The 26,512-nt window shown below is 36.0% G+C and carries 27 protein-coding genes; 14 read left to right on the top strand and 13 right to left on the bottom strand.

The window, feature by feature from the left end; all coding sequences use genetic code 11:
• Positions 1-165: 165 nt before the first annotated feature.
• Complete coding sequence (ychF, locus tag O5640_RS04485; RefSeq protein WP_269613463.1) at positions 166-1,257, bottom strand: redox-regulated ATPase YchF; 1,092 nt, start codon at positions 1,255-1,257, stop codon at positions 166-168.
• 166 nt (positions 1,258-1,423) lie between these two features.
• On the opposite strand from ychF, the gene O5640_RS04490 reads away from it, so the two are divergent.
• Genes O5640_RS04490 through cysS form a run of 3 tightly spaced genes read left to right on the top strand, consistent with a single transcriptional unit; the run spans position 1,424 to position 7,027 of the window.
• On the top strand, positions 1,424-2,497 hold the full coding sequence (locus O5640_RS04490) for an efflux RND transporter periplasmic adaptor subunit (RefSeq protein WP_269613464.1): 1,074 nt from the start codon (positions 1,424-1,426) through the stop codon (positions 2,495-2,497).
• Between the two features lie 26 nt (positions 2,498-2,523).
• Complete coding sequence (gene polA, locus O5640_RS04495) at positions 2,524-5,481, top strand: DNA polymerase I (protein WP_269613465.1); 2,958 nt, start codon at positions 2,524-2,526, stop codon at positions 5,479-5,481.
• A gap of 43 nt (positions 5,482-5,524) precedes the next feature.
• Positions 5,525-7,027 carry a cysteine--tRNA ligase gene (gene cysS, locus O5640_RS04500; RefSeq protein ID WP_269613466.1) on the top strand — a complete coding sequence of 501 codons (1,503 nt, stop codon included), beginning with the start codon at positions 5,525-5,527 and terminating at the stop codon, positions 7,025-7,027.
• Here cysS and O5640_RS04505 read toward each other — a convergent pair.
• A complete protein-coding gene (locus tag O5640_RS04505; protein ID WP_269613467.1) occupies positions 7,024-8,349 on the bottom strand; it encodes a sodium-dependent transporter in 1,326 nt (441 codons plus the stop codon). The two genes, cysS and O5640_RS04505, sit on opposite strands and share 4 nt — an antisense overlap.
• A gap of 92 nt (positions 8,350-8,441) precedes the next feature.
• On the opposite strand from O5640_RS04505, the gene O5640_RS04510 reads away from it, so the two are divergent.
• Entirely contained in the window at positions 8,442-9,686 is a 1,245-nt protein-coding gene (locus O5640_RS04510) for a 1-deoxy-D-xylulose-5-phosphate reductoisomerase (protein ID WP_269613468.1), read from the top strand.
• Here O5640_RS04510 and O5640_RS04515 read toward each other — a convergent pair.
• Genes O5640_RS04515 through O5640_RS04530 form a run of 4 tightly spaced genes read right to left on the bottom strand, consistent with a single transcriptional unit; the run spans position 9,683 to position 13,653 of the window.
• The gene (locus O5640_RS04515) at positions 9,683-10,783 is read right to left on the bottom strand and encodes a serine aminopeptidase domain-containing protein (protein WP_269613470.1); all 1,101 of its coding nucleotides are present in this window, start codon (positions 10,781-10,783) and stop codon (positions 9,683-9,685) included. The two genes, O5640_RS04510 and O5640_RS04515, sit on opposite strands and share 4 nt — an antisense overlap.
• Positions 10,767-12,206 (bottom strand): NAD(P)(+) transhydrogenase (Re/Si-specific) subunit beta, encoded by a 1,440-nt coding sequence (locus O5640_RS04520; RefSeq protein ID WP_269613471.1) that lies wholly within the window; start codon positions 12,204-12,206, stop codon positions 10,767-10,769. Before O5640_RS04520 ends, O5640_RS04515 begins: the two co-directional genes overlap by 17 nt.
• Positions 12,207-12,217: 11 nt before the next feature.
• On the bottom strand, positions 12,218-12,511 hold the full coding sequence (locus tag O5640_RS04525; RefSeq protein ID WP_011294842.1) for an NAD(P) transhydrogenase subunit alpha: 294 nt from the start codon (positions 12,509-12,511) through the stop codon (positions 12,218-12,220).
• Complete coding sequence (locus O5640_RS04530) at positions 12,508-13,653, bottom strand: NAD(P) transhydrogenase subunit alpha (protein ID WP_269613472.1); 1,146 nt, start codon at positions 13,651-13,653, stop codon at positions 12,508-12,510. The genes O5640_RS04525 and O5640_RS04530 overlap by 4 nt, the downstream gene beginning before the upstream one ends.
• Positions 13,654-13,786: 133 nt before the next feature.
• Here O5640_RS04530 and O5640_RS04535 point away from each other — a divergent pair, with 133 nt between their 5' ends.
• From O5640_RS04535 to trxB, 3 genes are all read left to right on the top strand, one after another.
• Positions 13,787-14,365, top strand: a complete 579-nt coding sequence (locus tag O5640_RS04535; RefSeq protein ID WP_269613474.1) for an EF-1 guanine nucleotide exchange domain-containing protein — start codon at positions 13,787-13,789, stop codon at positions 14,363-14,365.
• Between the two features lie 208 nt (positions 14,366-14,573).
• Positions 14,574-14,804: a hypothetical protein gene (locus tag O5640_RS04540; protein ID WP_269613475.1), complete on the top strand. Its 231-nt coding sequence runs from the start codon at positions 14,574-14,576 to the stop codon at positions 14,802-14,804.
• Between the two features lie 103 nt (positions 14,805-14,907).
• The gene (gene trxB / locus O5640_RS04545; RefSeq protein ID WP_269613477.1) at positions 14,908-16,284 is read left to right on the top strand and encodes a thioredoxin-disulfide reductase; all 1,377 of its coding nucleotides are present in this window, start codon (positions 14,908-14,910) and stop codon (positions 16,282-16,284) included.
• Between the two features lie 15 nt (positions 16,285-16,299).
• Here trxB and infA read toward each other — a convergent pair whose 3' ends face one another.
• The 4 genes from infA to petM form a co-directional block, all read right to left on the bottom strand.
• Positions 16,300-16,569 (bottom strand): translation initiation factor IF-1, encoded by a 270-nt coding sequence (gene infA / locus O5640_RS04550; protein ID WP_011294847.1) that lies wholly within the window; start codon positions 16,567-16,569, stop codon positions 16,300-16,302.
• Positions 16,570-16,645: 76 nt separating this feature from the next.
• Positions 16,646-16,861, bottom strand: a complete 216-nt coding sequence (locus tag O5640_RS04555) for a hypothetical protein (protein WP_269613479.1) — start codon at positions 16,859-16,861, stop codon at positions 16,646-16,648.
• A gap of 53 nt (positions 16,862-16,914) precedes the next feature.
• Complete coding sequence (locus tag O5640_RS04560) at positions 16,915-17,877, bottom strand: NmrA family NAD(P)-binding protein (RefSeq protein WP_269613795.1); 963 nt, start codon at positions 17,875-17,877, stop codon at positions 16,915-16,917.
• 55 nt (positions 17,878-17,932) lie between these two features.
• Entirely contained in the window at positions 17,933-18,031 is a 99-nt protein-coding gene (gene petM / locus O5640_RS04565) for a cytochrome b6-f complex subunit PetM (protein WP_011294850.1), read from the bottom strand.
• Positions 18,032-18,183: 152 nt separating this feature from the next.
• Here petM and O5640_RS04570 point away from each other — a divergent pair, with 152 nt between their 5' ends.
• Both O5640_RS04570 and ilvN read left to right on the top strand, forming a co-directional pair.
• Positions 18,184-19,155, top strand: coding sequence for an alpha/beta fold hydrolase (locus O5640_RS04570; protein WP_269613481.1), 972 nt, complete (start codon positions 18,184-18,186; stop codon positions 19,153-19,155).
• Positions 19,156-19,160: 5 nt separating this feature from the next.
• Positions 19,161-19,670 carry an acetolactate synthase small subunit gene (gene ilvN, locus O5640_RS04575; RefSeq protein ID WP_269613482.1) on the top strand — a complete coding sequence of 170 codons (510 nt, stop codon included), beginning with the start codon at positions 19,161-19,163 and terminating at the stop codon, positions 19,668-19,670.
• An 11-nt stretch (positions 19,671-19,681) separates the two neighbouring features.
• On the opposite strand, the gene O5640_RS04580 is transcribed toward ilvN, so the two are convergent.
• Both O5640_RS04580 and O5640_RS04585 read right to left on the bottom strand, forming a co-directional pair.
• On the bottom strand, positions 19,682-20,392 hold the full coding sequence (locus tag O5640_RS04580; RefSeq protein ID WP_269613484.1) for a peptidylprolyl isomerase: 711 nt from the start codon (positions 20,390-20,392) through the stop codon (positions 19,682-19,684).
• On the bottom strand, positions 20,379-20,954 hold the full coding sequence (locus O5640_RS04585) for a photosystem I assembly protein Ycf4 (RefSeq protein WP_269613486.1): 576 nt from the start codon (positions 20,952-20,954) through the stop codon (positions 20,379-20,381). Before O5640_RS04585 ends, O5640_RS04580 begins: the two co-directional genes overlap by 14 nt.
• A 200-nt stretch (positions 20,955-21,154) precedes the next feature.
• Here O5640_RS04585 and psbD point away from each other — a divergent pair, with 200 nt between their 5' ends.
• Positions 21,155-22,231 (top strand): photosystem II D2 protein (photosystem q(a) protein), encoded by a 1,077-nt coding sequence (gene psbD / locus O5640_RS04590; protein ID WP_269613487.1) that lies wholly within the window; start codon positions 21,155-21,157, stop codon positions 22,229-22,231.
• Entirely contained in the window at positions 22,215-23,597 is a 1,383-nt protein-coding gene (psbC, locus tag O5640_RS04595; RefSeq protein ID WP_036905021.1) for a photosystem II reaction center protein CP43, read from the top strand. The genes psbD and psbC overlap by 17 nt, the downstream gene beginning before the upstream one ends.
• 76 nt (positions 23,598-23,673) lie before the next feature.
• Here the strand turns inward: psbC and O5640_RS04600 are convergent, their stop codons facing one another.
• Entirely contained in the window at positions 23,674-24,309 is a 636-nt protein-coding gene (locus tag O5640_RS04600) for a nucleoside triphosphate pyrophosphatase (protein WP_269613488.1), read from the bottom strand.
• A gap of 70 nt (positions 24,310-24,379) precedes the next feature.
• Here O5640_RS04600 and O5640_RS04605 point away from each other — a divergent pair, with 70 nt between their 5' ends.
• The 3 genes from O5640_RS04605 to O5640_RS04615 are packed head-to-tail and all read left to right on the top strand — an operon-like array spanning position 24,380 to position 26,510.
• Positions 24,380-24,754, top strand: a complete 375-nt coding sequence (locus tag O5640_RS04605; protein ID WP_269613489.1) for an Npun_F0494 family protein — start codon at positions 24,380-24,382, stop codon at positions 24,752-24,754.
• The gene (locus tag O5640_RS04610) at positions 24,751-26,265 is read left to right on the top strand and encodes a cobyric acid synthase (RefSeq protein ID WP_269613796.1); all 1,515 of its coding nucleotides are present in this window, start codon (positions 24,751-24,753) and stop codon (positions 26,263-26,265) included. Before O5640_RS04605 ends, O5640_RS04610 begins: the two co-directional genes overlap by 4 nt.
• 8 nt (positions 26,266-26,273) lie before the next feature.
• On the top strand, positions 26,274-26,510 hold the full coding sequence (locus O5640_RS04615; RefSeq protein ID WP_269613490.1) for a 2Fe-2S iron-sulfur cluster binding domain-containing protein: 237 nt from the start codon (positions 26,274-26,276) through the stop codon (positions 26,508-26,510).
• Positions 26,511-26,512 lie beyond the last annotated feature (2 nt).

The following is a 26,512-nucleotide window of genomic DNA, read 5'->3' on the forward strand; positions in this document are numbered from 1 at the left end:
TACACTGAACATGAAAACGATAATCATTATTGTTTTATTACCTAGATATTTGATTATTTAGACACCCTGTCTCAAAAAAACAACCTTCCCCGTCTCAAAAAGTTAGACAAAAGGTTAGACAAGCGTTTTGTCTAACCTTTTAGAAGCCTTGGTATAAATAGTCTTCTATACGTTGAATAAAAACTCCATCACGTCGCCTTCATTCACTACATATTCTTTCCCTTCACTTCTTAACCAACCTTTGTTACGAGCTTCCGCCAAAGATCCTGCGTCAAGTAGTTTTTTATATGAAATTGTTTGAGCTCGAATAAATCCCTTTTCAAAATCTGTATGAATTACCCCAGCTGCTTGAGGAGCTGTCATCCCATCAGAAATAGTCCAAGCTTTAGTTTCTTTTTCTCCAGTAGTGAAATACGTGCTTAACCCCAGCAATCGATATGTAGCTTTAATAAGACTAATTAAACCTCCTTCTTCAACTCCTAAACCATTTAAATAATCATCTCTTTCCTCCTCACCCAATTCAATCAGCTCAGACTCAACCTGAGCTGAAATCTTCACGCATTCAGAACCCTCTTTGGTTGCAAGTATATTTACTTCTTCTGAAAAGGAATTACCCTTCGCAAGTTCATCCTCACCAAGATTAGTTGCATAAATAATTGGTTTTTCCGTTAACAAGCCTAATGGTTTAATTAATTTTTTTTCTTCATCAGTTAATGAAACACTCCTAACTGCATTTTCATTTTCAAGGGCTTCGCTTAATTTTTCCAAAACCTCATCTTCTAGCTTAGCTTCCTTATTGGTACCTATTTGTTTTTTTAATCTAGTTCTGCGTTTTTCTATCTGATTCAAATCTGATAACGCTAATTCTAAATTTATTATCTCAATATCTCTTAATGGGTCTACTGATCCAGAAACATGAATAACATCATTATCTCTAAAACATCTAATCACATGAACTATTGCATCCACCTCCCTTATGTTTGCTAAGAATTTGTTGCCCAATCCTTCCCCTTTACTAGCTCCCTTAACAAGACCAGCAATATCGACAAATTCTATCCTAGTTGGAATAATTTGTTTACTGTTACTGAGTTCACCAAGCAAATTCAAACGTTGATCGGGTACAGAAACAGAACCTACATTGGGTTCAATCGTACAAAAAGGAAAGTTTGCTGCTTGAGCTTGAGCATTCGCGACAAGAGCATTAAATAAAGTGGACTTTCCAACATTTGGGAGTCCTACAATTCCGGCCTTAAGCATTGAAATTGGTCTTTGAAAGAAGCCAGCTGATTAATTTGACTAAATTAAACCCAATAGTGCCCTTTAACAGCGAAAATATAGTTATAAATCTCCAAAGGAAAGTTTTTAAACTTTTTCTTTACATCATCAAAACTTCTAAAACTCTTGAGAACTTGATTTTCACAAAATGATCTGGAAAAACATCAAAAAGAAAAAATTTTTAGGCCTCATTGCACTTTCAGTCTTAAGTGTTGGTGGAATTAGTTTTAAACTTTCACAAGGGAATGGATCTAATAAAGACATAACTGAATTTACAATTTCAGCGAAAAGCGGCAGCTTGCCTGGACTGATAACAGCAAGTGGTGAATTAAAAGCAAATAAAAGCGTAAATGTAAGTCCAAAAAGACAAGGAATACTTGATGAGATTTTCGTGGAGGAGGGAGATCAGGTTAAGAAAGGAGATCTAATTGCAAAAATGGATTTTGGAGACTTGGAATTTAGAATTGACGAGATAAAGGCTAATTATGAGACTCAAAAATCGAGTTACCTAAGAAGGAAGATGCTCTTCAATGAAGGGGCTATTAGTGCAGAAGAGTATGAAGAATATAAAAATAAATTTTTAAGCAGCGAAGCTAAATTCAAACAAATAGAAGTCGAAGAGAATGAGACAAACATACGAGCACCATTTAGAGGAGTAATAACTAGCAGATACGCAGTTCCTGGAGCTTTCGTAACTCCTACTACCTCTGCTTCTTCATCAAGAGAGGGTGGGGCTACTAGTTCATCAATAGTCAAACTTTCTCAAGGGCTTGAAATAGTTGCGAAAGTTCCTGAGAGTGATATTGGAAGAATCAAAACAGGTCAAGAAGCAAGTATCAGAGTAGATGCTTTTCCTGATAAGCGCTTTAAAGCCGTTGTTTCCAAAATTTCTCCGAGTGCAATCAAAAACAACAACGTAACTTCATTTGAAGTTACGTTGTTGTTGGGCAATAGGCCTAAAGATTTACGGTTAGGAATGACATCTGATATCAACTTTCAAACAGGAGCGACCAAAATCAACACTCTTATCCCAACTGTTGCAATTGTCACGGAAGAGGGGAAAACTGGAGTTCTTATAGTTGGCAAAAACAATCAACCAGAATTTAAAAAAGTTGAATTAGGAATAAGCAGCGGTAGCAAGACTGCAATAATATCTGGATTAGAACCAGGAGACAAAATTTTCATTGATCTTCCTCCTTGGGCTAAAAAAAGGAAAAATTAATAACTTAATCTCATAATGAATGTTTCATGAAAGAAATAAAAAAGCCAACTTTATTATTGGTTGATGGCCATTCTTTAGCTTTTAGAAGTTTTTATGCTTTTAGCAAAGGAGGTGAAGGAGGTCTTACCACAAAGGAAGGATTGCCTACAAGTGTGACCTATGGTTTTCTAAAAAGCCTTTTAGATAATTGCAAATCTATCGAGCCTAAAGGAATCACAATTGCTTTTGATACTGCTGAGCCAACATTTCGCCACAAGGAAGATCCAAACTACAAAGCCAATCGAGATGTAGCACCAGATGTATTTTTTCAAGATTTAGATCAACTAGAGGAGATTCTCAAAGAAAGTCTGAATCTATCTATATGCAAAGCCCCAGGATATGAGGCTGATGATGTCTTAGGAACACTCGCCAATGATGCCGCTGATAAAGGATGGAGTGTCAGAATCCTTTCTGGAGATAGAGACCTATTTCAATTAGTGGATGACAAAAGAGATATCGCAGTCTTGTACATGGGTGGTGGTCCTTATGCAAAAAGCGGAAATCCTAGACTGATTAATGAAGAGGGTGTGAAGGAGAAACTTGGCGTCAATCCAAACAAAGTAATAGATCTGAAAGCCTTAACTGGGGATAGCTCAGATAATATTCCTGGCGTCAAAGGAGTAGGTCCAAAAACAGCAATAAATCTTTTAAACGAAAACAATGATCTTGATGGAGTCTATAAATCACTCCAGGAGCTAGAGAAAGAAGGGGAAAAAGCTAAAAGAGGCGCCATAAAAGGAGCAGTAAGATTAAAGCTAAAAGCAGACAAAGATAATGCATATCTCTCAAGAAAACTTGCAGAAATATTAATTAAAATTCCTATAAGTCCAAAAATAGAACATAACTTAAAAGGTATTAATGAATCAAAACTAAATGAAAGCCTTGAAAAACTTGAGTTACATAGTTTATTAAAACAAGTTTCAACTTTTAAAGCTCTATTTTCTAAAGAAGGTTTATCAGAAAAAGACAACATAAACTTACCAAAAGAAAGTAAGATTGCTAATAGTAAGAGCGATAATATTCAACTAACTAGGCTTAATAAAATAACAGAGATTCCTCAGATAGAGCCTAAGATTATAAATAATCTGGCAGAACTTAATAATTTTGTTGAGAAAATAATGAAACATAAAGATGAGATGAAACCAATAGCAATCGATACCGAAACAACCAATTTGAATCCTTTTAAAGCTGAACTTGTAGGCTTAGGGTTTTGTTTTGGTGAATCATTAAAAGATATAGTTTATATACCAATAGGACATCAAAATAAAGAAGATTTAATAGAAATTAATCATAGAAATCAATTAAAGATTGAAGAAGTTATATATGCACTTCAGGATTGGTTCTCTAGCAATGAAAATCCTAAAACACTACAGAATGCAAAATACGACAGACTGATTTTACTGAGACATGGAATCATATTAAATGGCGTAGTAATTGATACTTTACTTGCAGATTACATATTTGATGCGACTCTTAAACATAGTTTAGACGAAATTGCTTATAGAGAATTTGGATTTAAGCCCAAAAGTTTTTCTGATGTTGTCAAAAAAGGAGAAGACTTCTCTTATGTGGACATTAAGTCTGCGAGTATGTACTGCGGGATGGACGTTTATTTAACAAGAAAATTAGCAATTATTTATATTAATAGATTAAAAGGAACAAGTACAAAATTAATAAAATTACTCAAAGAAGTTGAACAACCTCTTGAGCAGATCCTAGCAGAAATAGAATCCACAGGCATCATTATTGATATACCTTATCTAAAAGATTTATCTTTAGAGTTAACAAAAACATTAGATACCATCGAGGAAGAAGTTTATAAGATTGCAGGAAGTGAGTTTAACCTTTCATCACCTAAACAATTAGGTGAATTACTTTTTGAGAAACTTGATTTAAATAGGAAAAAATCAAGAAAAACAAAAACTGGATGGAGCACAGATGCAGGTGTATTGGAAAAACTGGAATCAGACCATCCAATAGTAAAAATGATCATTGAACATCGCACTATAAGTAAGTTGCTTAATACTTATGTAGATGCTTTACCTCAGCTTATTGAAAAAGAAACGGGAAGAGTACATACAGACTTCAATCAAGCCGTAACCGCTACTGGAAGATTAAGTAGTAGCAATCCAAATCTCCAAAACATCCCTATTAGAACTGAATTTAGTAGACGAATAAGAAAAGCTTTTCTTCCGCAAAAAGATTGGAAACTTCTAAGCGCAGACTATTCACAAATTGAACTTCGTATACTCACACACCTTTCAGGTGAAGAAGTACTAAAAAATGCTTATTTAAAAAACGAAGATGTTCACTCTTTAACAGCAAAAATTTTATTTGAAAAAGATGCTATTGACGCCGATGAAAGAAGAATAGGAAAAACAATTAATTTTGGTGTTATTTATGGTATGGGGGCTCAAAGGTTCGCAAGATCAACAGGTGTTTCATTAATAGAAGCAAAATATTTTTTAAGCAAATTCAAAGAACGTTATCCAGCCGTTTTTAAATTTTTAGAATATCAAGAAAGACTTGCTCTAAGCCAAGGGTTTGTTGAAACATTGCTTGGAAGAAGACGGTATTTTCATTTCAATAAAAATGGGCTTGGAAGACTTCTTGGAACCCCACCAAATGAAATTGATTTAACTACTGCTAGAAGAGCAGGTATGGAAGCCCAACAATTAAGAGCCGCGGCAAACGCACCTATTCAAGGATCTAGTGCAGACATAATTAAGCTTGCAATGATTCAATTGCATACCGCTTTGAGAAAAACTGGATTAGCAGCGAAAATTCTACTTCAAGTACATGATGAACTCGTGCTAGAAGTTGATCCCAAAGATTTAAAAGAAACAAAACTACTTGTCCAAAACACTATGGAGAATGCTGTAAAACTTAGCGTCCCTCTTATCGTTGAAACAGGCGTTGGAGTAAATTGGATGGAGGCAAAATAGTTGCTGACAAATTCAATATTTGCTCACATTTTTATCTAAGAAATTGTCCTTAAAATTCACAAACACCTTATCCAAAAAGAAAGAGGATTTTACTACTATAAATCCTAATCAAGTTAAGATATATTGTTGTGGTGTAACTGTTTATGATCTTTGTCATCTTGGACATGCAAGAAGTTATCTCAATTGGGATGTATTGAGACGGTTTTTAATTTGGAAAGGATTTGAAGTTAAATTTGTGCAAAACTTCACTGATATTGATGACAAAATTATTAATCGAGCAGAGAAAGAAGGGTGTTCTACTGATGAATTAAGTGAAAGAAATATTGATGAATTTCACAAAGATATGGATACTCTTTCCATTCTTAGACCAAGCAGCATGCCAAGAGCAACAAAATGCCTACATCAAATCATTAATTTCATAGAAGAATTAGAACAAAAGAAAGTAGCTTACTCATCAAATGGTGATGTTTATTTTTCAGTAGGTAAACATAAAAATTATGGGAAACTTAGTGGTAGAGAAATTGAAAATCAGATAGATAATGCCGCAGGTCGATTAAAAGTAAATCAAGAAGTAAGTAAAAAGAATTCACTTGATTTTGCTCTCTGGAAAAAGTCCAAACCAGGGGAGATTAGTTACTCTTCTCCTTGGGGGCATGGCAGGCCAGGATGGCATATTGAGTGTTCAGCAATGGTTAAAGAAGAATTAGGAGAAAGTATTGATATTCATCTTGGTGGATCAGACCTGATATTTCCTCACCATGAGAATGAAATAGCTCAATCTGAAGCATGTAATGGAAAAGAGTTAGCAAAATACTGGCTTCACAATGGAATGGTTAACGTTGGGGGTGAAAAGATGAGTAAATCACTAGGGAATTTCACAACCATAAGATCTTTATTAGAGGAAGGTATTTCACCTATGACTTTGAGATTTTTTGTCTTACAAACTAACTATCGAAAGCCCTTAGATTTTACTGAAGAAGCTCTAAAAGCTGCTTCAAAAGGATGGGAAAGATTAAATAATTGCCTTTCTTTTGGTTATATTTATAAAATTAAGTATCAAGCTAAAAAAGAAATCAACCTAGATCAACCTATAAAAAGATCTGCCAACAATAAACTTGATAAAGAATCATTTAAATTATTATCAGACTTTGAAAACTATATGGATGACGATCTAAATACATCTGGAGCTTTATCTATACTTTTTGAATTGTCTCAACCTATTAGAAAGTGTATAAATTTATTAAAAGGAAAAAATATCAATGAAGTTGACGAAGATATTTTAAATCAAGTTTTTAATAAATGGGAATTACTCTCTGAGTTGGCAGGAGTTCTGGGCTTAAAAGTAGATTTAAATCAAGAGAAACCAAAAAACAAGACTGAATTTGACACTAATAAAATTGAACAACTTATCAAGAAAAGATCCTTAGCAAAAGCTAATAAAGACTTTTTACTCGCTGATAAAATAAGAGCTGATTTGAAAAATATTGGAATTGATTTAATTGATAAACCTAAAGGGGTTACTGAATGGAAACAAATTTCAGATTAAGCAAATGTATCTATTGTAGATAAGACTGTTAAATAAAGTCCTATAGCAATAACTGGTGGAGACACCCAGCGCAGCATAAACTTTAGATACCTTCTAACTCTTAAATTAGAATTAGAATTTGCAAGATCCTCATCATAACGATTTGGAACAATCCAACCCAAAAGAATTGAAATCAGAAGACCACCTAATATCAAGAGTGTATTACAGATAGCATCGGACTTGCCTAAAAAGTCTGTAGAAATAGCAGATGGTATTCCAATCAAAAAGATCAATAATGTTGAAGTCCAAACGGCCTTTTTCCTACTCCAATTCAGCCTGTCCATTAAAGAAGATACTGGTACTTCCATTAATGAAATAGAAGAAGTAATAGCAGCTATAAAGGCCAATCCGAAGAAAACGGCAGCAATCAATCTCCCAAACAATCCAAGATTTGCAAATCCAGTTGGAAGAGCAATAAATAAAGTCCCAACAGTTGATTCACTGATAACATCTTTCAAACCAAAACTCATAACGACAGGGAATGTAATAAGCCCGGCAAGTAAGCCCACAGCAGTATCCAAAGTTGCAACTCTCAAAGCTTCTTTAGGAAGATGATTTTTACGGTTTAGATATGAAGAATAGGCAACCATAATTCCAATACCCAAACTTAAAGAAAAGAAAGCTTGTTTAAATGCATTACTTATTGTGTTTTTATCAAAAAGTTGAGATGAATCCCATTTAAGTAAAAATGATGTATATCCTTCCCATGACCCAGATAAAGTTGCAGCCCATATAGCTAACAACAAAAGGAGTCCAAATAAAAATGGCATTGCCCATTTTGTTAGTTTTTCTATACCTCCACGAACGCCTGCAACAACAACAAAAGCAGTTAACAATAAGCTGATTATTTGACCTACAAATACACTATTACCACTGCTAATTTTACCAAAAAATTCTCCCGCCTCAGTCATATCTGAGGGTAGGCCGATAAATAAGGAATGGAAGAAAGTATCAATTGTCCATCCCATTATCACTGCGTAATAAGAAAGAATTCCACAAGAAGCTATTGCAAATAACCAGCCTAGAGGCTTCCAATTCTCTCCAGCAGCTTTGATTGGAGCAAGGAAAGGACTACTTGCAGTGCTTCTCCCCAAGACCATCTCTGCAACTAAGACAGGTAGGCAAACAACTAAAACAACCAATACATAAAGAATAAGAAAAGCAAGTCCACCGCCTTGAGATGACCTATAAGCAAAGCCCCAAAGATTTCCAAGGCCTACAGCACTACCGGCCGCGGCGAGTGCGAATCCCAGTCCTGATCTCCATTGTTCCCTTTCTTGCATAATAAATCTCTATTAAAATCCAGAAGAAACTGGTAAATATATAACTGGGTTATACCTTTAAATGGGAGACTGGTCATACTTGACTTCACAATGTGAAAGCCATAAGCGTTTTAGGCTCAACAGGATCTATTGGAACTCAAACCCTTCAAATTGCAGAAGAGTTTCCTGATCAATTCAAAATTGTTGCACTAACAGCAGGAAAGAACCTTGATTTAATAATCAAACAAATTGAAACTCATCAACCTGAAGTTGTTTCACTAGCCGATGAATCGCTTTTGCCAGAACTCACTAGGCGAATAAATAGTCTCAATAAAAATTCAAAAATATTCAAGAAGCCCTTATTGATGGCGGGAGCTGAAGGACTTAATACTGCAGCAGCCTGGAAAAGTGCAGATCTTGTTGTAACTGGAATAGTTGGCTGTGCTGGCCTCTTACCAACACTTGCCGCTATTGAAGCAGGGAAGGACCTGGCTTTAGCAAATAAAGAAACTCTTATTGCAGCAGGACCAGTTGTCATTCCTGCTTTAAAAAAAAGTGGAAGTCGGCTCTTACCAGCTGATTCTGAACACTCAGCGATATTTCAATGTCTACAAGGAACGCCATGGGCTGACAATGCAAGGCTCTCAACAGGAATACCAACTCCTGGATTTAAATCCATACAATTAACTGCATCAGGTGGAGCTTTTCGAGATTGGAAAGCAGAAGATTTAGCAAAAGCAACTGTCGAGGATGCGACTAGCCATCCTAATTGGAGCATGGGAAAGAAAATAACTGTAGATTCTGCAACCCTTATGAATAAGGGACTAGAAGTTATTGAAGCGCATTATCTTTTTGGTCTTTCATATGATCAAATCGAAATCATTATTCATCCACAAAGCATCATTCATTCGATGGTTGAATTGGATGATTCATCAGTTTTAGCTCAATTGGGATGGCCAGATATGAAGCTCCCTATTTTGTATTGTTTAAGTTGGCCTAATCGGCTTAAAACGCCATGGCCAAGATTAAAGCTTACTGAGGTAGGTAATTTAACTTTCAAGGAACCTGATACTAAGAAATATCCATGCATGGAACTTGCATACTGCGCAGGTAGATCAGGAGGAACCATGCCAGCAGTGCTTAATGCCGCTAATGAAAAAGCAGTAGAACTTTTCCTAGAAGAAAGATTTAAATTTATCGATATTCCAAAAGTAATTGAAGCGATTTGCGAGAAACATAAATGCGACCTTAATCTAAATCCAAGCCTTCGAGAAATTCTTGAAATTGACAGCTGGGCAAGAAAAGAAGTCTTAGATTATTCAGAAAAAAATATTACAAAAATTGCATTTTCAGATTAAATAGTTTTCAAAGATAAAAACCATTTTGAAACAACTTGATCCCCCCAACAACCATGAACTCCATGAAAGCCATTATGTCCACCTTTCTGAGTAAAAATAAATTTATTAGCTTTTTGATTATTATAAAATTTCATTTTTTCCATGAGTTTTTTAGCAGCTAAAAAAGGAACCCAGGGATCATCTTTGGATTGAATAAATAATGTTTTAGGAAGAGATTTTTTATTTTTTATAAGAGAGAAAAAAGGGGATGCCTTCGAATAATATTCATCAACATCTTTATATCCCCACCTTGGAGCAGTTATCAAATCATCAAAAGATCTAATGTTATTTATTTTTCTTTTTTTATCTCTTTTATTTATTAATAATGCTTTCTTTTCTCTTTCTTCTATCCCAAAAGGATCTTCTAAAGTTTGCCTAATCAAACGATTTAACAACCATTTTTGATAAATAAAATTTCTTGGTCTTTCAATAGAAGTACTACATTCATTCAAATCCAAAGGACTACTAATACATACCAGTCCATCTAATAAAGACTCATCACACATACAAGCATTTAAAAGAATAGTTCCACCTAAAGAGATCCCAGCACCAAAAAGAGGAATCCTTTTTACAGATTTGTACTCAGAAGTTAGTTGATATGAAATTTCTCTGGCTCGCTTTAAGACAGGGATTAAATCGCTATTGCACTCAGCAGCATAGGTACCATCGACAAAATTCCTACAAGGATCTGAACCTCTCAAATTAAGTTTCAGAACAGCGAAGTTTGATTGCACCAAAGCACTCGCCATTCTAGTCAAACCTCTTCTACGAGTGGACCCACCAAGTCCATGCAGAAGCAGAACTAAACCATTAATGCTCAATACACTTGATGGTCTATCCAAATAGGCAACTAATGAACCTCCTCCTGTTTTTCTACTTTTAAGAGGTGGAACATTTATACGAATTTCCGATGAATTGACATCAGGCAATGCATCGGAGGCAAATGTATCTCGTAGTGTCTGAAGGTCAGGTCCAATCCAAGGTAAACGCTCTTTAAAAGGCCTTATTCCTAAATCAGAAAGTAAATCTTCTCTTTTAAAATTATCCTTTACTTCCAACTCCAAGCTCCTTTAATTCCAACAAAAGATCTCCAAGAACTTTTTTTGCATCGCCAAAAACCATGGAAGTATTTTGCAAATCAAAAAGATCATTTTTAATTCCTGAATATCCAGCACTCATTCCTCTCTTAACAACAAATACGGTTCTGGCCTCTTGTACATCTAAAACTGGCATCCCATACAAGGGGGATGTCTGATCATTCTTGGCCTGAGGGTTAACCACATCATTAGCTCCTAGAACTAATACAACATCCGTAGCAGGAAATTCAGGATTAATAACATCCATTTCTTTTAATTGCTCATAAGGAACATCTGCTTCCGCCAAAAGAACGTTCATATGACCAGGCATTCTTCCAGCGACAGGATGAATAGCATATGTGACTTCAATATCGGCAGTCTCTAAAACCCTGGTAACCTCTCTTAGCGTGTGCTGAGCTTGAGCCACCGCAAGACCATAACCAGGAACAATCACGACTTTCTCTGCTGCCTCAAGGGTGAGAGCACATTCTTCTGGGCTACAACTAGTGATATTTGTATATTCTCCCCCTCCACCTCCTGAGGCAACAGAACTAGCACCAAGTGCACCTCCAAATAATACAGAAACCAAAGATCTGTTCATGCCATCACACATCACTTGAGTAAGTATTAATCCAGCAGCGCCAACCATTGCGCCAGCTACAATCAAAAGTTGACTGCCAACAACAAAACCCGCGGCGGCGGCGGCAACTCCTGAGTAGCTATTTAACAAGGATATAACTACTGGCATATCTGCCCCTCCGATAGGAAGAGTCACTCCGATACCAAGCAAAGATGAAGCAACTACAATAAGAAAAAGACCATTTTGTCCATCGATTGAAAGATAGATACCACCTATCAAAGCAAGAACCGCACAAATAATATTAAAGAAATGCCTGGCGTTACTCTGAGTCCAAGAAGGTGTAGAAAGCCAACCTTGAAGCTTGGCCATTGCAACTATTGATCCAGAGAATGTAATGGATCCAACAAAGAGTGAAACGACTATTGAAAAATTTCTAACAAGTTCACCCACTGCACTAACTGAGCCGTCTGAAGAGGGGAACAAAGCTACACCGAGCGCCACCAATAACGATGACATTCCACCACAACCATTAAACAAAGCCACTATCTCAGGCATCGCAGTCATTGGAACCCTTTTTGCTGTTAAAGCCCCTAAGAGGCCTCCAACCAAAGTTCCACAAATTATCCAAATCCAAGAGTTAATAGAAATGCCTATGGTTCCTTGAGAGTTAAGCAAAACTCCAAAAGCAGCCAATATCATTGCAATGGCAGCAAGCCTATTTGCCTCTCTTGCTGATCTAACTTTTGAAAGGCCTTTAATACCTAAAGCAAGCAATAAAACTGCCAGCAGATCAATAGCAAACTTAACGGGAGCAATAAAAGTCATAAGAAATAATCCTATTTACGAGTTTTTTTACGACTAAACATTGCAAGCATCCTGTCTGTAACCAGGAAGCCACCAATCACATTAAATAAAGCGAATCCAAGAGATATTGATCCAATTATTAGTAAAGGTAAATTGTCTCCTGATTTTATTATTAATGTTAAAGCTGCAAGCATCGTTATGCCTGAAATTGCATTAGCTCCACTCATTAGTGGAGTGTGCAAAGTTGGTGGGACCTTGCCTATAAGCTCCAATCCCAAAAGGCTCCCAAGTAGAAGCACCCAAAGAGCTTCACTAAAAAAACTCATGATTTAGTTCCTCCATTCTCAATAATCTCAGATTTAAGTATTACTCCATCCTTACTAATCAAAGAACCGACAATAAGCTCATCATCGTTATCAATTAAAAACTTACCCTCTTTAATCATTGGTTGAAGAAGAGACAATAAATTTCTTGAATATAAAGAACTGGCATGATTTGGTATTGAACAAGGAAGGTTTGAAGCACCAACAATCTTGACCCCATTCCTAACGATGGTTTCACCTGGCATTGAACATGCGCAATTACCACCACTAAGCACAGCAAGATCAATCACTACCGAACCAGGTCGCATATCATCCAACATCGTTTCATCAATAAGTTTTGGGGCTTTTTTGCCCGGCACCTGAGCAGTACAAATAGCAACATCAGCCTCAGACAATTGCTTTGCTAATTCTTGTCTTTGCTTGACAAGAAATTCATTGGAGACTTGTTTTGCATATCCACCTGATTCTGATGGGGTTTCATCAATCTTTGGAAGCTCAATGAATCTTGCTCCTAATGATTCAACTTGCTCCTTTACCGCCTCTCGAATATCACTCACATAAACAACAGCGCCAAGTCTTTTTGCTGTTGCAATAGCTTGCAATCCTGCTACCCCAGCTCCTAAAACAACAACTTTTGAAGGTTGAATAGTACCAGCAGCAGTCATCAACATTGGAAAATATCGATCAAGAGCACTAGCTGCTAAAAGTACAGATTTGTATCCAGCTATATTCGCCTGAGAAGATAAGGCATCTGATGATTGAGCTCTGCTAATTCTCGGAAGTAACTCCAAAGATATTGCCGAAATTTCATGGGATTTTAATATTTCGGCTAATGATTGATTCCCGTAAGGATCTAATAATCCCACGAGTAAGCAGCCCGGTTTTAAATGTGAAAGAAATTTTTCTTCCGGAGGCTGAACGCAAAGAACAATGTCAACATTTTTTTTTACCTCATTATTTTCCTTTTCAATTAATTCGGCGCCAGCATCCAAATAAGAATTATCTAAGAAACCAGCGGCCTCTCCTGCCCCTTTTTCAAAAAATACTTTACAGCCCAAGCCCAAAAACTTTTTAACAGTCTCTGGAGTGGCTGAAACGCGTGTTTCCCCCAAAGCTGATTCGAAGGGAATTAAGAAACTAACCAAAGTAAAAATATTGATCCTCTTTAAGATTAGGAGAGGAAACGTTTGAATACCAGCATTTTTAGTTAAGAAAGGTTTTCCTAATAGTTTTTCTTGGCTATGAAGGAAATGAGAAAATGTTATCGATCAAGAAAAAATGAGCCTCACCGCGATCGAATGTCCAGATGGTGTTTGTCATAGCCATCACGGTGGGCATGCTGTACCAAGAACAGCCATGCAAAAAAATCTACAAAGTCACGGAAAAGAATGGTGCGAAAGACTAGCAGAACGAATTTACGAAATGTCAGTAGACACTTTTTCTCAGACAGTTATGCCAAGTCTTCATTCCTCCGGATGGCAGCGGAAACATCTTGACTGGGAGTTCAAACTTGCCAATAATGAATCTGAACCAGACGAAGCTTTGGTTGAGGGGATCATCAACGCTACTGAGAGTTTTTTAAAAAGTAGCGAGGTTCATCGATTATTCATTCAAGAACTTGTACAAGGAACGTTTGCCGAAGCAAAAGATGACAAATTGCCATCTAAAGCTGTCAGAAAAGTAATAGAAAATGAAATAATAGTAATGATCGAAGGAAGGAAAGAAGAGTTAACTAATAAGATTGCTAAAGCATTGGAAGAAGAAGCAAATGGAGATTTTGAATTAGCGAAGAATGCAGCAGTTGAAGGTATAAATGATGTTGAAAAACTGTTAATAAATCATACAGAGGCGGTATAATAATACCCCACTAGATATTGACATAAAAACTTAAATCGATTAAAGCTAATAACATAAATTCAAAAGAATATTGCTTCTGTTCCAAATATAAAGGAAATCTAAAATCTTAAGTGATAATTTCGTTTTCCAGACAAAACGCAAATTTGTACCAAAAAACACAAGTTAATCTCCCATTGGCATGTCAAGGTGAGCTCGTTGGGGATTAATTATGAATGCTGCTTTCAACAAGAGAATAAGTATTGCAAGCTGTTGGGCAGCAAGCCGAATAGCTATACTTGATAGCGTAGAAAGATATGAAGATAGTTACGCTATCAGTCAAGAATTCTGTGAGTGGATCACTTGTATAAACACTTACCCAGAGGGGCTAGAAGCCTCAACCTTACAAGTTCCTAATTTTCAAAAAGAGAATTTTGACGCTGATGAACTTTTAGAACTTTAGTTTTAAATAAATTTAAAATCTAAAAATGATCCAATCTTTTTCTTTAAATACACTTTCAAGATTTTTTCTTATATCGTATAAATACGTTTAATTTTGCTTTGGCATGCCAGCCGAGAAAAAAGAATTAAAAACAGAGAATTTAGTAATCGTAGGTTCAGGACCCGCTGGATACACAGCAGCAATATATGCGGCAAGAGCAAATCTTCAACCTTTGCTTATTACTGGTTTTGAAAAAGGTGGAATCCCCGGTGGTCAATTAATGACAACAACATTTGTTGAAAATTTCCCAGGTTTTCCAAATGGAGTTCAAGGACCAGAATTAATGGATTTAATAAAAGCTCAAGCTCTGAGATGGGGGACAAAGCTAATTGAAGAAGATGCCATATCAATTGACTTAAGCAAAAGACCATTTTCTATTGTGACATCAACTCAAAATATTAAATCTAATTCCTTAATTATCTCTACGGGAGCAAGCGCAAATCGGTTAGGTCTTAAGAACGAGAATTCATTCTGGAGTAAAGGTATTAGCGCCTGTGCAATTTGCGATGGGGCAACTCCTCAATTTAGGAATGAAGAACTTGCAGTAGTCGGGGGAGGAGACTCAGCATGTGAAGAAGCTGAATATCTCACCAAATATGGTAGCCATGTACATTTATTAGTCAGATCAAAGAAGTTAAAGGCATCAGCTGCAATGGCCGATAGAGTGAAAGCAAACTCAAATATTACTATTCATTGGGAGACTGAGCTTTTAGATGTTTTAGGCAATGAATGGCTAGAAAAATTAAAAGTTAAACGAAAAGTTACTAACCAGGAAGATGAAATTGCAGCTAAGGGTCTTTTTTATGCAATAGGACATACTCCCAACACGTCTTTGTTCGCCAACCAGTTAAATACAGACTCAAAAGGTTATTTAATAACAGAACCTGGAAGGCCAGAGACCTCTTTGGAAGGTGTTTACGCTGCAGGAGATGTTGCCGATTCTGAATGGCGTCAAGGTGTTACCGCTGCAGGCAGTGGTTGCAAAGCTGCTCTGGCAGCTGAAAGATGGCTAGCAAAAAATAAACTAGCAACCCTTATCAAACGAGATGAATTAGAACCATCAAAGGCAGAGACAACAAAAACTTTAGAAACTAGTAACGAGGAAAATTTCAACCCAGACAACACATGGCATAAGGGAAGTTATGCACTAAGAAAGTTGTATCATGAGACAGATAAACCTCTTTTCGTAATATATACATCAAGTAGCTGTGGACCTTGTCACATTCTCAAGCCCCAACTTCACAGAGTCCTTAACGAATCAAAGGGTAAAGCTATAGGTGTTGAAATTGATATTGAAATAGACCAAGTCATTGCTAAACAAGCTGAAATTAGCGGTACTCCAACTGTACATCTGTTTAAAAACAAGGAGTTAAAAAAACAATGGAAAGGGGTTAAAGCCAGAAGTGAATATAAATCCGCATTGGAGGAACTAGTTTATTAGCTAGCTATTAAGGGTTTATCTTTTTCTTGGGCCTCCTGGTCTATTTCCACCCTGTCTTCCTCCTCCAGGGCCTACGTTTCTTTCTCTATATGTAATTCGACCTCGTGTTAAATCATAGGGACTAATTTCAACAAGAACCTTATCTCCGGCAAGCAATTTTATTCTAAATTTTGTCAATTTTCCTGCGGCCCTACACAAGCATTGATGTCCAGCGGGCTGTTCAAGAGTTACAAGATAGAATCCATTGCCTTGCTCTTTTTCAATAACGCCGGATGTTTCAATCATGTGTTTTTTTTTGCATCACTAATTAACTAAAATGATTGTATTCTACAAAGTCTTTAATTAAACAATAAATGTATATTTAACTAAAAACGTCTTGCAACTCTCGAGCAGTTTGAAATTGTCCATAATAATAATTCGCAGAAGCTCTTAGGCCTGCATCAGCTAAACCATCAAAGGCTTCAAATCCAATACTTTTCCATAACTCATTACCACATAACTTATCAAGTTCAGAAGAAGCTTCCTTAGATAGATTTTCCAATCTTCTATTAAGGTTCTTAATTTGACTAATAGACATCACAAAAAACGAATATCCTCAATAGTACATATTAACTATATTTTTGCAATAGCTCAAATGGGGAATTTCTTTTTTTCTTCAATGTCCAAATCAACACCAATATCTTTAAGCCTTTTTAATATTACTCCGTAGTACTCTTTTATATAACCCTCCATGGTCGTTGAATCAGCTTGATCCAAGCCAAAAGCAGTGTAAGTATCCTCCATAGGAGCATCTAGCAACCCTCCGCTACCACTTAATTCAGAGAAAGAGAGCCTCTCTGCAACATTTAGGGTTGGTTCAAAAAAAGAAACAACTGATTGGGCAATAGAAATTATTGTTGGAGAAACTTTTAATACTCTTGCTCTTTTTTCACTGAACTTCTCACATAAACTCACCAATTCTCTAGCACTCCATGCTTTGGGGCCAACTATAGGGAATCTTCCTTTTATTGTTTGAGGCCTATCTAAAGCTGCAACGGCAAAACGTGCTATATCCTGCGTATTCATATAAGCAATATCAGTAGGATTTCCACTTATCCAAACCGGTTCATTATTTAAAATAGGAATAGCAAATTGACCTATTACGCCTTGCATGAAAGCAACACCTTGAAGGATGGTGTAGTCCAAAGATGAACTGGCCAATAATTCTTCAGTACAAAATTTAATATCCATTAATGGTATTTTTCTATATTTTTCTGCTGCTAACAAAGATAAAAAGACTACTCTTTTAACATTTTTTTCTTCACAAGAGTTGTATAGATTTAATTTCCCATCCCAATCTATTTCGTAAACGCTGCGAGGATCATCAGGTCGGCTTGTTGCTGCATCAATAACAGCATCAACACCATCAAGAGCGTACTCAATATCTTCTTTGTTGATTAAATTGCCACGAGTTAATTCACAACCCCACTCTTGAAGAAATGAAGCAGCTTTTGGTTTCCTAACCATGCAGCGCACTTGATACCCTGCATCTATGGCGTTTTTGGCTATTTGGCGACCAAGGGTTCCTGTGCCACCAATCACCAGAACTTGCATAGTTGAATTCATTACAAGAGTGGAGCCTAAATGGACAAACTAAGGATTGTGGAAATTAATCACCTTGAAGTTTCAAAAGAAGGACTCCTCCTAAAAGCCCAACGGGAATTAAAACCCAAAAGACTGCAGCGATTCCAAAAATTTCTGATGCCATTCAGATAATTTAACTCATTTACCATTAAAACCTAAAGCCCTGACATTCAGACAACAATCGAAAGGCATAAGCAAATTTTTAAAATAAACTTAAAATGAAATTAAAAATAAAACTCAAAATCAAAATCAAAGTCAAAGTGGATACTGAACTTAATGCAGCCAAATATTTCTAGTAAAGAGACTTTTCTTGGATCCCCAGATTGGGGTGAGTCTAAATATTGGAGCTACAAAGATCTTAAGGTTCACTACAGAGTGACTGGAAAGGAATCAAACCCATCGATTATTCTAATTCATGGCTTTGGAGCTAGTAGTGATCACTGGAGAAATAATGCAGAAATATTTGCATCAGAAGGGTTTAGGGTCTTTGGACTAGATTTAATAGGTTTTGGCAAATCAGCACAAAATCTTCGAAGAAAAATAAAGCACTTAGATAATCAATTTTGGGCAAATCAATTATCTTCTTTTCTGGATGAAGTTGTAGATATTAAAAAGAACGGAAAGGTTATATTGATTGGAAATTCATTAGGTGCTTTAACCGCAATTACAACCCTCTCTGAAAGACCAGAGTTAATAAAAACCATTATTGCAGCACCACTACCCGAGCCAGTTTTTGTTACTCCAATTAAATTTTATTTTCCAACTTGGCTTGTAAGAGTTAAAAGTTTTCTGATAAAAATTGTTTTTCATTTATTTCCACTTAAGAGCTTAGTAAATTTAATATCAAGAACAAAATTAATTACTATTGCTCTTCAAAGCGCCTATTTTAGCTCAATTTCAAATGACACTCCATTAAAGAGGATAGTTACAGTCCCCGCCAGGAGAGTAAACGCCTCAAAAGCTCTCAGGGCAATGTGCATTGGAATGAGCATTAGACCAGATTCTGCAAAAGGTCCATCTATTATCGAAAAGATTCAAAATCTTCCCAATCGCCCACCAATTTTATTAATTTGGGGAAAGCAGGATAAATTGATACCTATATTTTTAGCAAAAAAACTAATAAAGCTCCATCCTTGGCTTAAATTAACTGTAATTAATGAAGCAGGCCATTGCCTACACGATGAATTACCCAAACATTTCAATCAAATTGTTCTGAAATGGCTGAAGAACTTAAAAAATTCTAAGTAAAAGATATGAAGCACACACTTTCAGTTTTAGTTGAAGATGAGTCTGGGGCATTAAGCAGGATTGCAGGCCTTTTTGCACGAAGAGGATTTAATATTGATAGTTTGGCTGTTGGCCCTGCAGAAGCCAAAGGAATATCGAGATTAACAATGGTCGTTCAAGGTGACGAATCAACACTTCAACAAATGAGCAAACAACTCAACAAATTAATAAATGTTTTAGAAGTCCTTGATTTAACGACTCTACCAGCTGTAGAAAGAGAGTTAATGCTATTAAAAGTTTCTGCATCATCTGAAAATAGAGGAAAAATTTTAGATCTTGTTCAAGTTTTCAGAGCAAAAGTTGTAGATGTTTCAGATAACGCTCTTACACTTGAAGTTGTTGGAGATCCTGGCAAACTTGTTGCTCTAGAAAACTTATTGAAGCCCTATGGAATATTAGAAATTGCCAGGACGGGAAAAGTTGCTCTTAAAAGGGCTTCGGGAGTAAATACAGAAATGTTAAAAGCTAAAAAATAATATTTTTCTTTTCAAGAATCGACTCTTTTTGCTTCAATGATAAAATCTTCTTCTTCAATTAAATCAACAATATCCATTCCACTTATAACTTTTCCAAAAACAGCAAATCTTCCATCAAGTTCTGGTAAGGATTTTAGTAAAATATAAAATTGTAAATTTGCTGAATTAACTGCTTGAGATCTCGCCATAGATAAATATGATCTTTTATGCTTAAGTTCAATATTATTTATTTGACTAGACGAATCAATTACTCTTCCGTATGTTGGCAAATTGTTCTTTTTTAATTTAATTTCCAAGGGAATATATCTTATTTTTCCTTTTTTAATATCTATAAACTTTTTTTCATCTCCTATCAAACTATTGCCTCCCCCTCTAACTATGAAAGGGTAAGGTTTTTTAATGACCCTATTGAAAATTGTTTTATTATATGAACCCTTTTCGACTAAATCTACAAAGTTCCCAACAGTTATTGGAGCTGTTTTCCCAAAAAGCTCTAGTTTTATCTTACCTTTATTGGTAATTAACAAGACATATTCATTTGATGTTAGGCAGGGAAACTTAGTCGAAGAACATATGTTTAAATCTTCATTTCTCTTTAAGTTTGAACATCCAGATAATAAAATAAAATTGATAACTAAAAAGACATAAATTGATTTGAAAAATTTATAACTTAAAGTAGAATTATCTGAAATCTTAATTATTATATTTTTAAGTTCCTTCAAGGTTAACCTCTAAAAATCTAGCGATTTCAGCTCCCTCGTTCTCTAATTCTAATAAAGGTTTCGGAGATCCAACTCTGGATATTGGTAAATCTTTCCTTCCTTTAATTCTTAAAGAAACTCTTCTTCGTGGATTAAAACCTTCTCTAACTTCTAATTTAACGGCTTTGATTTCATTAATAGGTATTTCAATTTCGATGTTTTTTAATAATCCTCTTCGAGATAAGGATAAAACCCCTTTCTTTTTGTCAAATCTATTTATTCCAGAACCATAATCAATACTAATTAATCTCCAAAAATAAAGGGCCAATAAAAAAGCTGCAACACCATAAAGTCCCATAACCAAGCCTTGAGGAACAAAAATCAAAGTAGAAGGATTACCCAAAGGCAAAAGATCTCTACCAAAATAACTAGATAACGAAGCCAGCAAAAATCCAACGCCACCAATACTGAGCATTGCAGCAACTAAATAGTTCGAAACCTTACGGGAACCTTTAATTTCTTGTTCTAGAACTAAATCAGATAACTCTTTTTCTGATTGATTTAAATTGGATTCAGTCGACATAAGCTTGTAAAATTGGGGACCACATACCTTTCAAATCATTATAGAGACTAAGTTTTTAACACCTACAACATAGAAATAAAAAACTTTTATATTATCTCATTTCAATACAAGGGATTTCATCAGGTTAAAGATTTACCCACAAACCCCGTCATCGTTGTTAAAGTCTCCGACGTATACAAAAGCTCAGCAACGCTCCTCCCATGACGATCGCTGTTGGAAGCGCAACAGAACGAGGTTGGTTTGACAACCTGGATGACTGGTTAAAGCGCGACCGATTCGTATTTGTTGGTTGGTCTGGACTACTTCTCTTCCCTACAGCTTTCCTAGCTATTGGTGGATGGTTTACAGGTACAACCTTCGTTTCTTCCTGGTACACCCATGGTGTAGCCAGTTCATATTTAGAGGGATGTAATTTCCTCACTGCTGCTGTTAGTACTCCTGGCGATGCCATGGGTCACAGTCTTCTATTCCTATGGGGACCAGAAGCTCAAGGCGATTTAACACGTTGGTTCCAACTTGGTGGCCTATGGAATTTCGTTGCTCTTCACGGTGCATTTAGTCTTATAGGCTTTATGCTTCGTCAGTTCGAAATTGCAAGACTAGTTGGTATCCGACCTTATAACGCCCTTGCTTTCTCAGCAGTTATTGCAGTATTTACTGCTTGCTTCCTTATTTACCCTTTAGGTCAGCACAGTTGGTTTTTCGCTCCTTCTTTTGGAGTTGCAGCAATATTCCGATTCATTCTTTTTATTCAAGGATTCCACAACATTACGCTTAACCCATTCCACATGATGGGAGTAGCAGGAATTCTTGGAGGTGCTCTACTTTGCGCTATTCATGGTGCAACTGTTCAGAACACTCTTTATGAAGATTCGAGTATTTATTCTGACGGTAAAAATCAGAGTACTACTTTCAGAGGTTTCGACCCAGTTCAAGAAGAAGAGACTTACTCATTTATTACTGCAAACCGTTTCTGGAGTCAGATTTTCGGTATTGCATTCTCAAATAAGCGTTTCCTTCACTTCTTGATGCTCTTCGTTCCTGTAACAGGTATGTGGGCCGCATCAATTGGAATTGTTGGATTAGCTCTAAACCTTCGTGCTTACGACTTTGTTAGCCAAGAAATCAGAGCTGCTGAAGATCCCGAATTCGAAACTTTCTACACTAAAAACATCCTTCTTAATGAAGGTATGCGTGCATGGATGTCTTCTGTAGACCAACCACACGAAAACTTTGTATTCCCTGAGGAGGTACTCCCACGTGGAAACGCCCTTTAATAGTTTACTTAAAGCCCCTAATCAAAGTCTCGAGGAGACTGGTTACGCCTGGTATGTAGGAAATGCAAGGCTAATCAACCTTTCTGGAAGACTGTTAGGTGCTCACATCGCTCACGCTGGACTGATAGTCTTCTGGGCTGGTGCAATGATGCTTTTCGAAGTAAGTCACTTCACCATGGATAAACCCATGTGGGAACAAGGCTTAATTTGTATGCCTCACGTAGCCATGTTTGGATACGGCATTGGTCCTGGAGGAGAAGTCACAGATGTTTGGCCATTCTTCATTGCTGGTGTTATTCACCTAGTTGCATCTGGAATTCTTGGCTTTGGAGGAGTTTTCCACTCCCTAGCTGGGCCAGAGAAACTTGAAGAAGATTTCCCATTTTTCTCCACTGATTGGAGAGACAAAAATCAAATGACCAACATTCTTGGTTTCCATTTGGTTGTACTTGGAGTTGGTGCTCTTCTATGGTCCATTAACTGGATGTACATAGGCGGTGCATATGACACATGGGCTCCTGGTGGAGGAGAAGTTAGGCTAATTAATCCAACTCTCGATCCAAGAGTTATTTTTGGATACCTAGTTTCAACCCCTTGGGGTGGACAAGGTTGGATAGTTGGTGTCAACTCAATGGAAGATATTGTCGGAGGACATGTTTACCTGGGTGTGATTGAGATAATAGGTGGACTTTTCCATATCTTTACTGGTCCATATGGATGGGCAAGAAGAGCCTTTATCTGGAACGGCGAAGGTCTTCTAAGTTATGCACTTGGTGGAATCTGTGTTGCTAGTTTTGTAGCTTCATGCTTCATCTGGTTCAACAACACTGCTTATCCATCTGAGTTCTACGGTCCAACAAACGCAGAAGCATCTCAGGCCCAAAGTTTCACATTCCTAGTTCGTGACCAACGAATTGGCGCAAATGTGGGTTCAACTATGGGACCAACTGGTTTAGGTAAGTACCTAATGCGCTCTCCTACAGGAGAAATCATCTTTGGTGGAGAGACTATGCGTTTTTGGGACTTCAGAGGTCCTTGGTTAGAGCCTCTTAGAGGTCCTAATGGATTAAGTCTTGATAAAATACAAAATGATATTCAGCCTTGGCAGGTTCGCCGAGCTGCTGAATACATGACACATGCTCCTAACGCTTCTATCAATTCAGTTGGTGGAATCATTACTGAGCCTAATGCAGTTAACTTCGTTAACTTGCGTCAATGGCTTGCAGGCGCTCAGTTTTTCCTTGGTTGGTTTACTTTTGTAGGTCATCTTTGGCATGCTGGTCGTGCGAGAGCCGCTGCAGCGGGATTTGAAAAAGGTATCAGTCGTTCACAAGAACCTGCTCTTTCAATGCCTGATCTGGATTAAATTCCTCAATAAATAAAAAAAGTCCTCTTAATAGAGGGCTTTTTTTATGCTTAAGAATATTTAATCTTATTATTTTTTATCTATTTAAAAGCAACTGAGATAAACCTAATTTTTCTAAATTAGTTTTCAACCAAGGCAAGCTAAGGCCAACAACATTACTAAAACATCCCTCAATTTTTTTTATGAATAGTCCTCCATAACCTTCAATAGCAAATCCACCTGCACAATTATATGGTTCTTGAATTGAAGCATATTTTATTATCTCAATATTTGATAAAGACATAAATTCAATTTTTGTGCTCACAACTCCTTCGCAACTATTATTTTGTGAAATCCTTTCTATATTAGATTTCGAATTATCTAAAGAAATTAAATAGTGCCCAGTATGTAAAAAACCAGATTGACCAGACATCCTTTGCCATCTAGATATCAATTGCTCTTTATTAATTGGCTTTTCGAAAATTTCCCCATCAAACTCAAACAAAGAATCACAACCTAATAAAGCTTCAAAAGTATTCAATGCTTGATTTTCTTTTATCAACTTTTTCAAAGCACTTTCAGCTTTACCCTTAGCTAAAAACTTGACCTTTAAAATTGGATCTAATTCCTTAAGCTGTGTCTCATCAAAATCACTTACAATAACTCTGTGTTTCAAAGCTATTTGATTAAGTAATTTTTGACGTGCTTTGGATGCTGAGGCAAGCACAAACATAGAAAACTAATTTTTTAAATACTTAGGATCATTTTTGATCTTCTATTTAAAAATAAATCCATTTAATTAAATGTTGCTGATTGATCAAAAAATCTTTAGAAGAGCAAAGAAAGGGATAAGAAATTGTCCATTTAATTTTTTTCTTTTTCAAAGCCTTCAAAAAGGGAGCCTCAGTGCTCAAAATGTTTTCTTGAATAAATCAAAATATTTGAATCAAGAATTTATGTTTATCAATAGTTCTTTATTTATAGAGAATGAATTTCTTCAATTAATTAAAATAGGTGTTTTAAGAAGGGAGGTTGACGGCCAAGGTCTTACTTCAAAAGTTCGTATTACACCAATAGGAAGAAAAGTTATAGAAAGCAGTTCAAATTTATTTACTAAAAAAGTATCGATTATAAAAAGATTAATTACATGCCTAAAATACCAATTAACGCCAAGATGATCATAGAAATCAAACATACTCCATTAATGGTTTTAGGGACCTCTAGTGGTGCCGGGAAAACTCTTATAGCTACTGCTATTTGTAGATGTTTAAAAAGGAAAGGGGAACAGCCAATACCTTTTAAGGGCCAAAACATGAGCAATAACGCTTGGGTTGATACACAAGGAAGAGAGATGGCATATTCTCAAGCGCTTCAATCTTGGTCTGCAGGATTAGAGCCAAGTGCCGAAATGAATCCTGTGCTTTTAAAACCAAAGGGAGATTGTACAAGTGAAGTAATTCACCTTGGCAAAAGTGTTGGAACTAGTAAAGCGATAAATTATTACGAAGATTGGTTTGATTCAGGATGGGAAGCCATCAAAAAAGGCCTATCAATATTGTTGAATAGTAAAAAAGATGGAAGACTCATTCTTGAGGGGGCTGGGAGTCCTGTAGAGGTGAACTTACAACATAAAGATCTTACAAATTTGAAATTAGCAAAATTTTTAAATGCAAATTGTATTTTAGTAGCAGATATTGAAAGAGGAGGCGTATTTGCTCAAATCATAGGAACGATTGCATTAATGAAACCTGATGAAAAAAAATTAATTAAAGGAATAATTATTAATAGGTTCAGAGGTGATAAAGCCTTATTCGATAAAGGAGTTACATGGATAGAAAAAGAAACTGGAATCGCAGTTTTAGGAATCTTGCCTTGGCTAAATGAGATTTTTCCTCCTGAAGATTCCCTTGACTTACTTGAAAGGAAACAAACAAATCAAAATGCAGAAATAGAAATAGCAATAATAAAATTACCTAGAATTAGTAATTTTTCTGATTTAGACCCTTTCTTAAGCGATTCAACTATTCAAACACGATGGATAGAACCCGGGCAAGACATAGGTAAGCCAGATGTATTAATAATTCCTGGAAGCAAGCAAACAATTAAAGATTTAGAGAGTTTAAATAAAACTGGTTTAAGCAATCAAATAAAAAATTATGCCAAAAATGGGGGAAATATTTTTGGTATATGTGGAGGATTACAAATGCTAGGAGAATCGTTAGATGACCCATATAAGCAGGAAAGCATTAAAGAACTAAGTACATTTTCAAATATCGGAATGAAACTTCTTCCAATAAAAACAACGTTTGGAGAAATCAAGCACACTTCTCAAAGAGAAGAAAGAATTTCATGGCCTAATTCACAAAATATCAAAGGATTTGAGATGCATTATGGAGAAAGTTATTTGATCAACAATAAAAATTCCAATATTATTTCTTTATTTAAAAATAGTAACTTAGGGTGGGTAATTGAAAAAAAAGATAAAAGCTTTATTGGAGGAACTTATTTACATGGAATTTTCGAAAATGATGAATGGCGAAGGCAATGGATCAATAACGTAAGGAAGAAAAAAGGATTAAATAGTTTGAAAATTAACGAAGAAAATAATAGTAATAAAAGAGAAAAGTTATTAGATTTGCTAACTGATGCCTTTGAAAAAAATATCAATATAGATACTTTAATCAATTGATTTAAAAAATGAAAAATGTAAAAATAAACTGGCCTAACAAAAAATCAAGCTATTGCGCGCCTGGAGTTGAATGGTTAAAAGCCGCATATTGTGCAGATGTGGAGATTCCTACGGGATGCCTAGGAGGAAGCTGTGGGGCATGCGAGATAGAAGTTAATGGAGAAGTCATACGAGCATGTATTGCAACAGTTCCAGATAAAAAAGAACTTGATGTTGATTTTTTTAGTGATCCTTATTGGCAATAAAA

Source organism: Prochlorococcus marinus str. MIT 0912 (genome assembly GCF_027359595.1).
GTDB lineage: Bacteria > Cyanobacteriota > Cyanobacteriia > PCC-6307 > Cyanobiaceae > Prochlorococcus_B > Prochlorococcus_B marinus_C.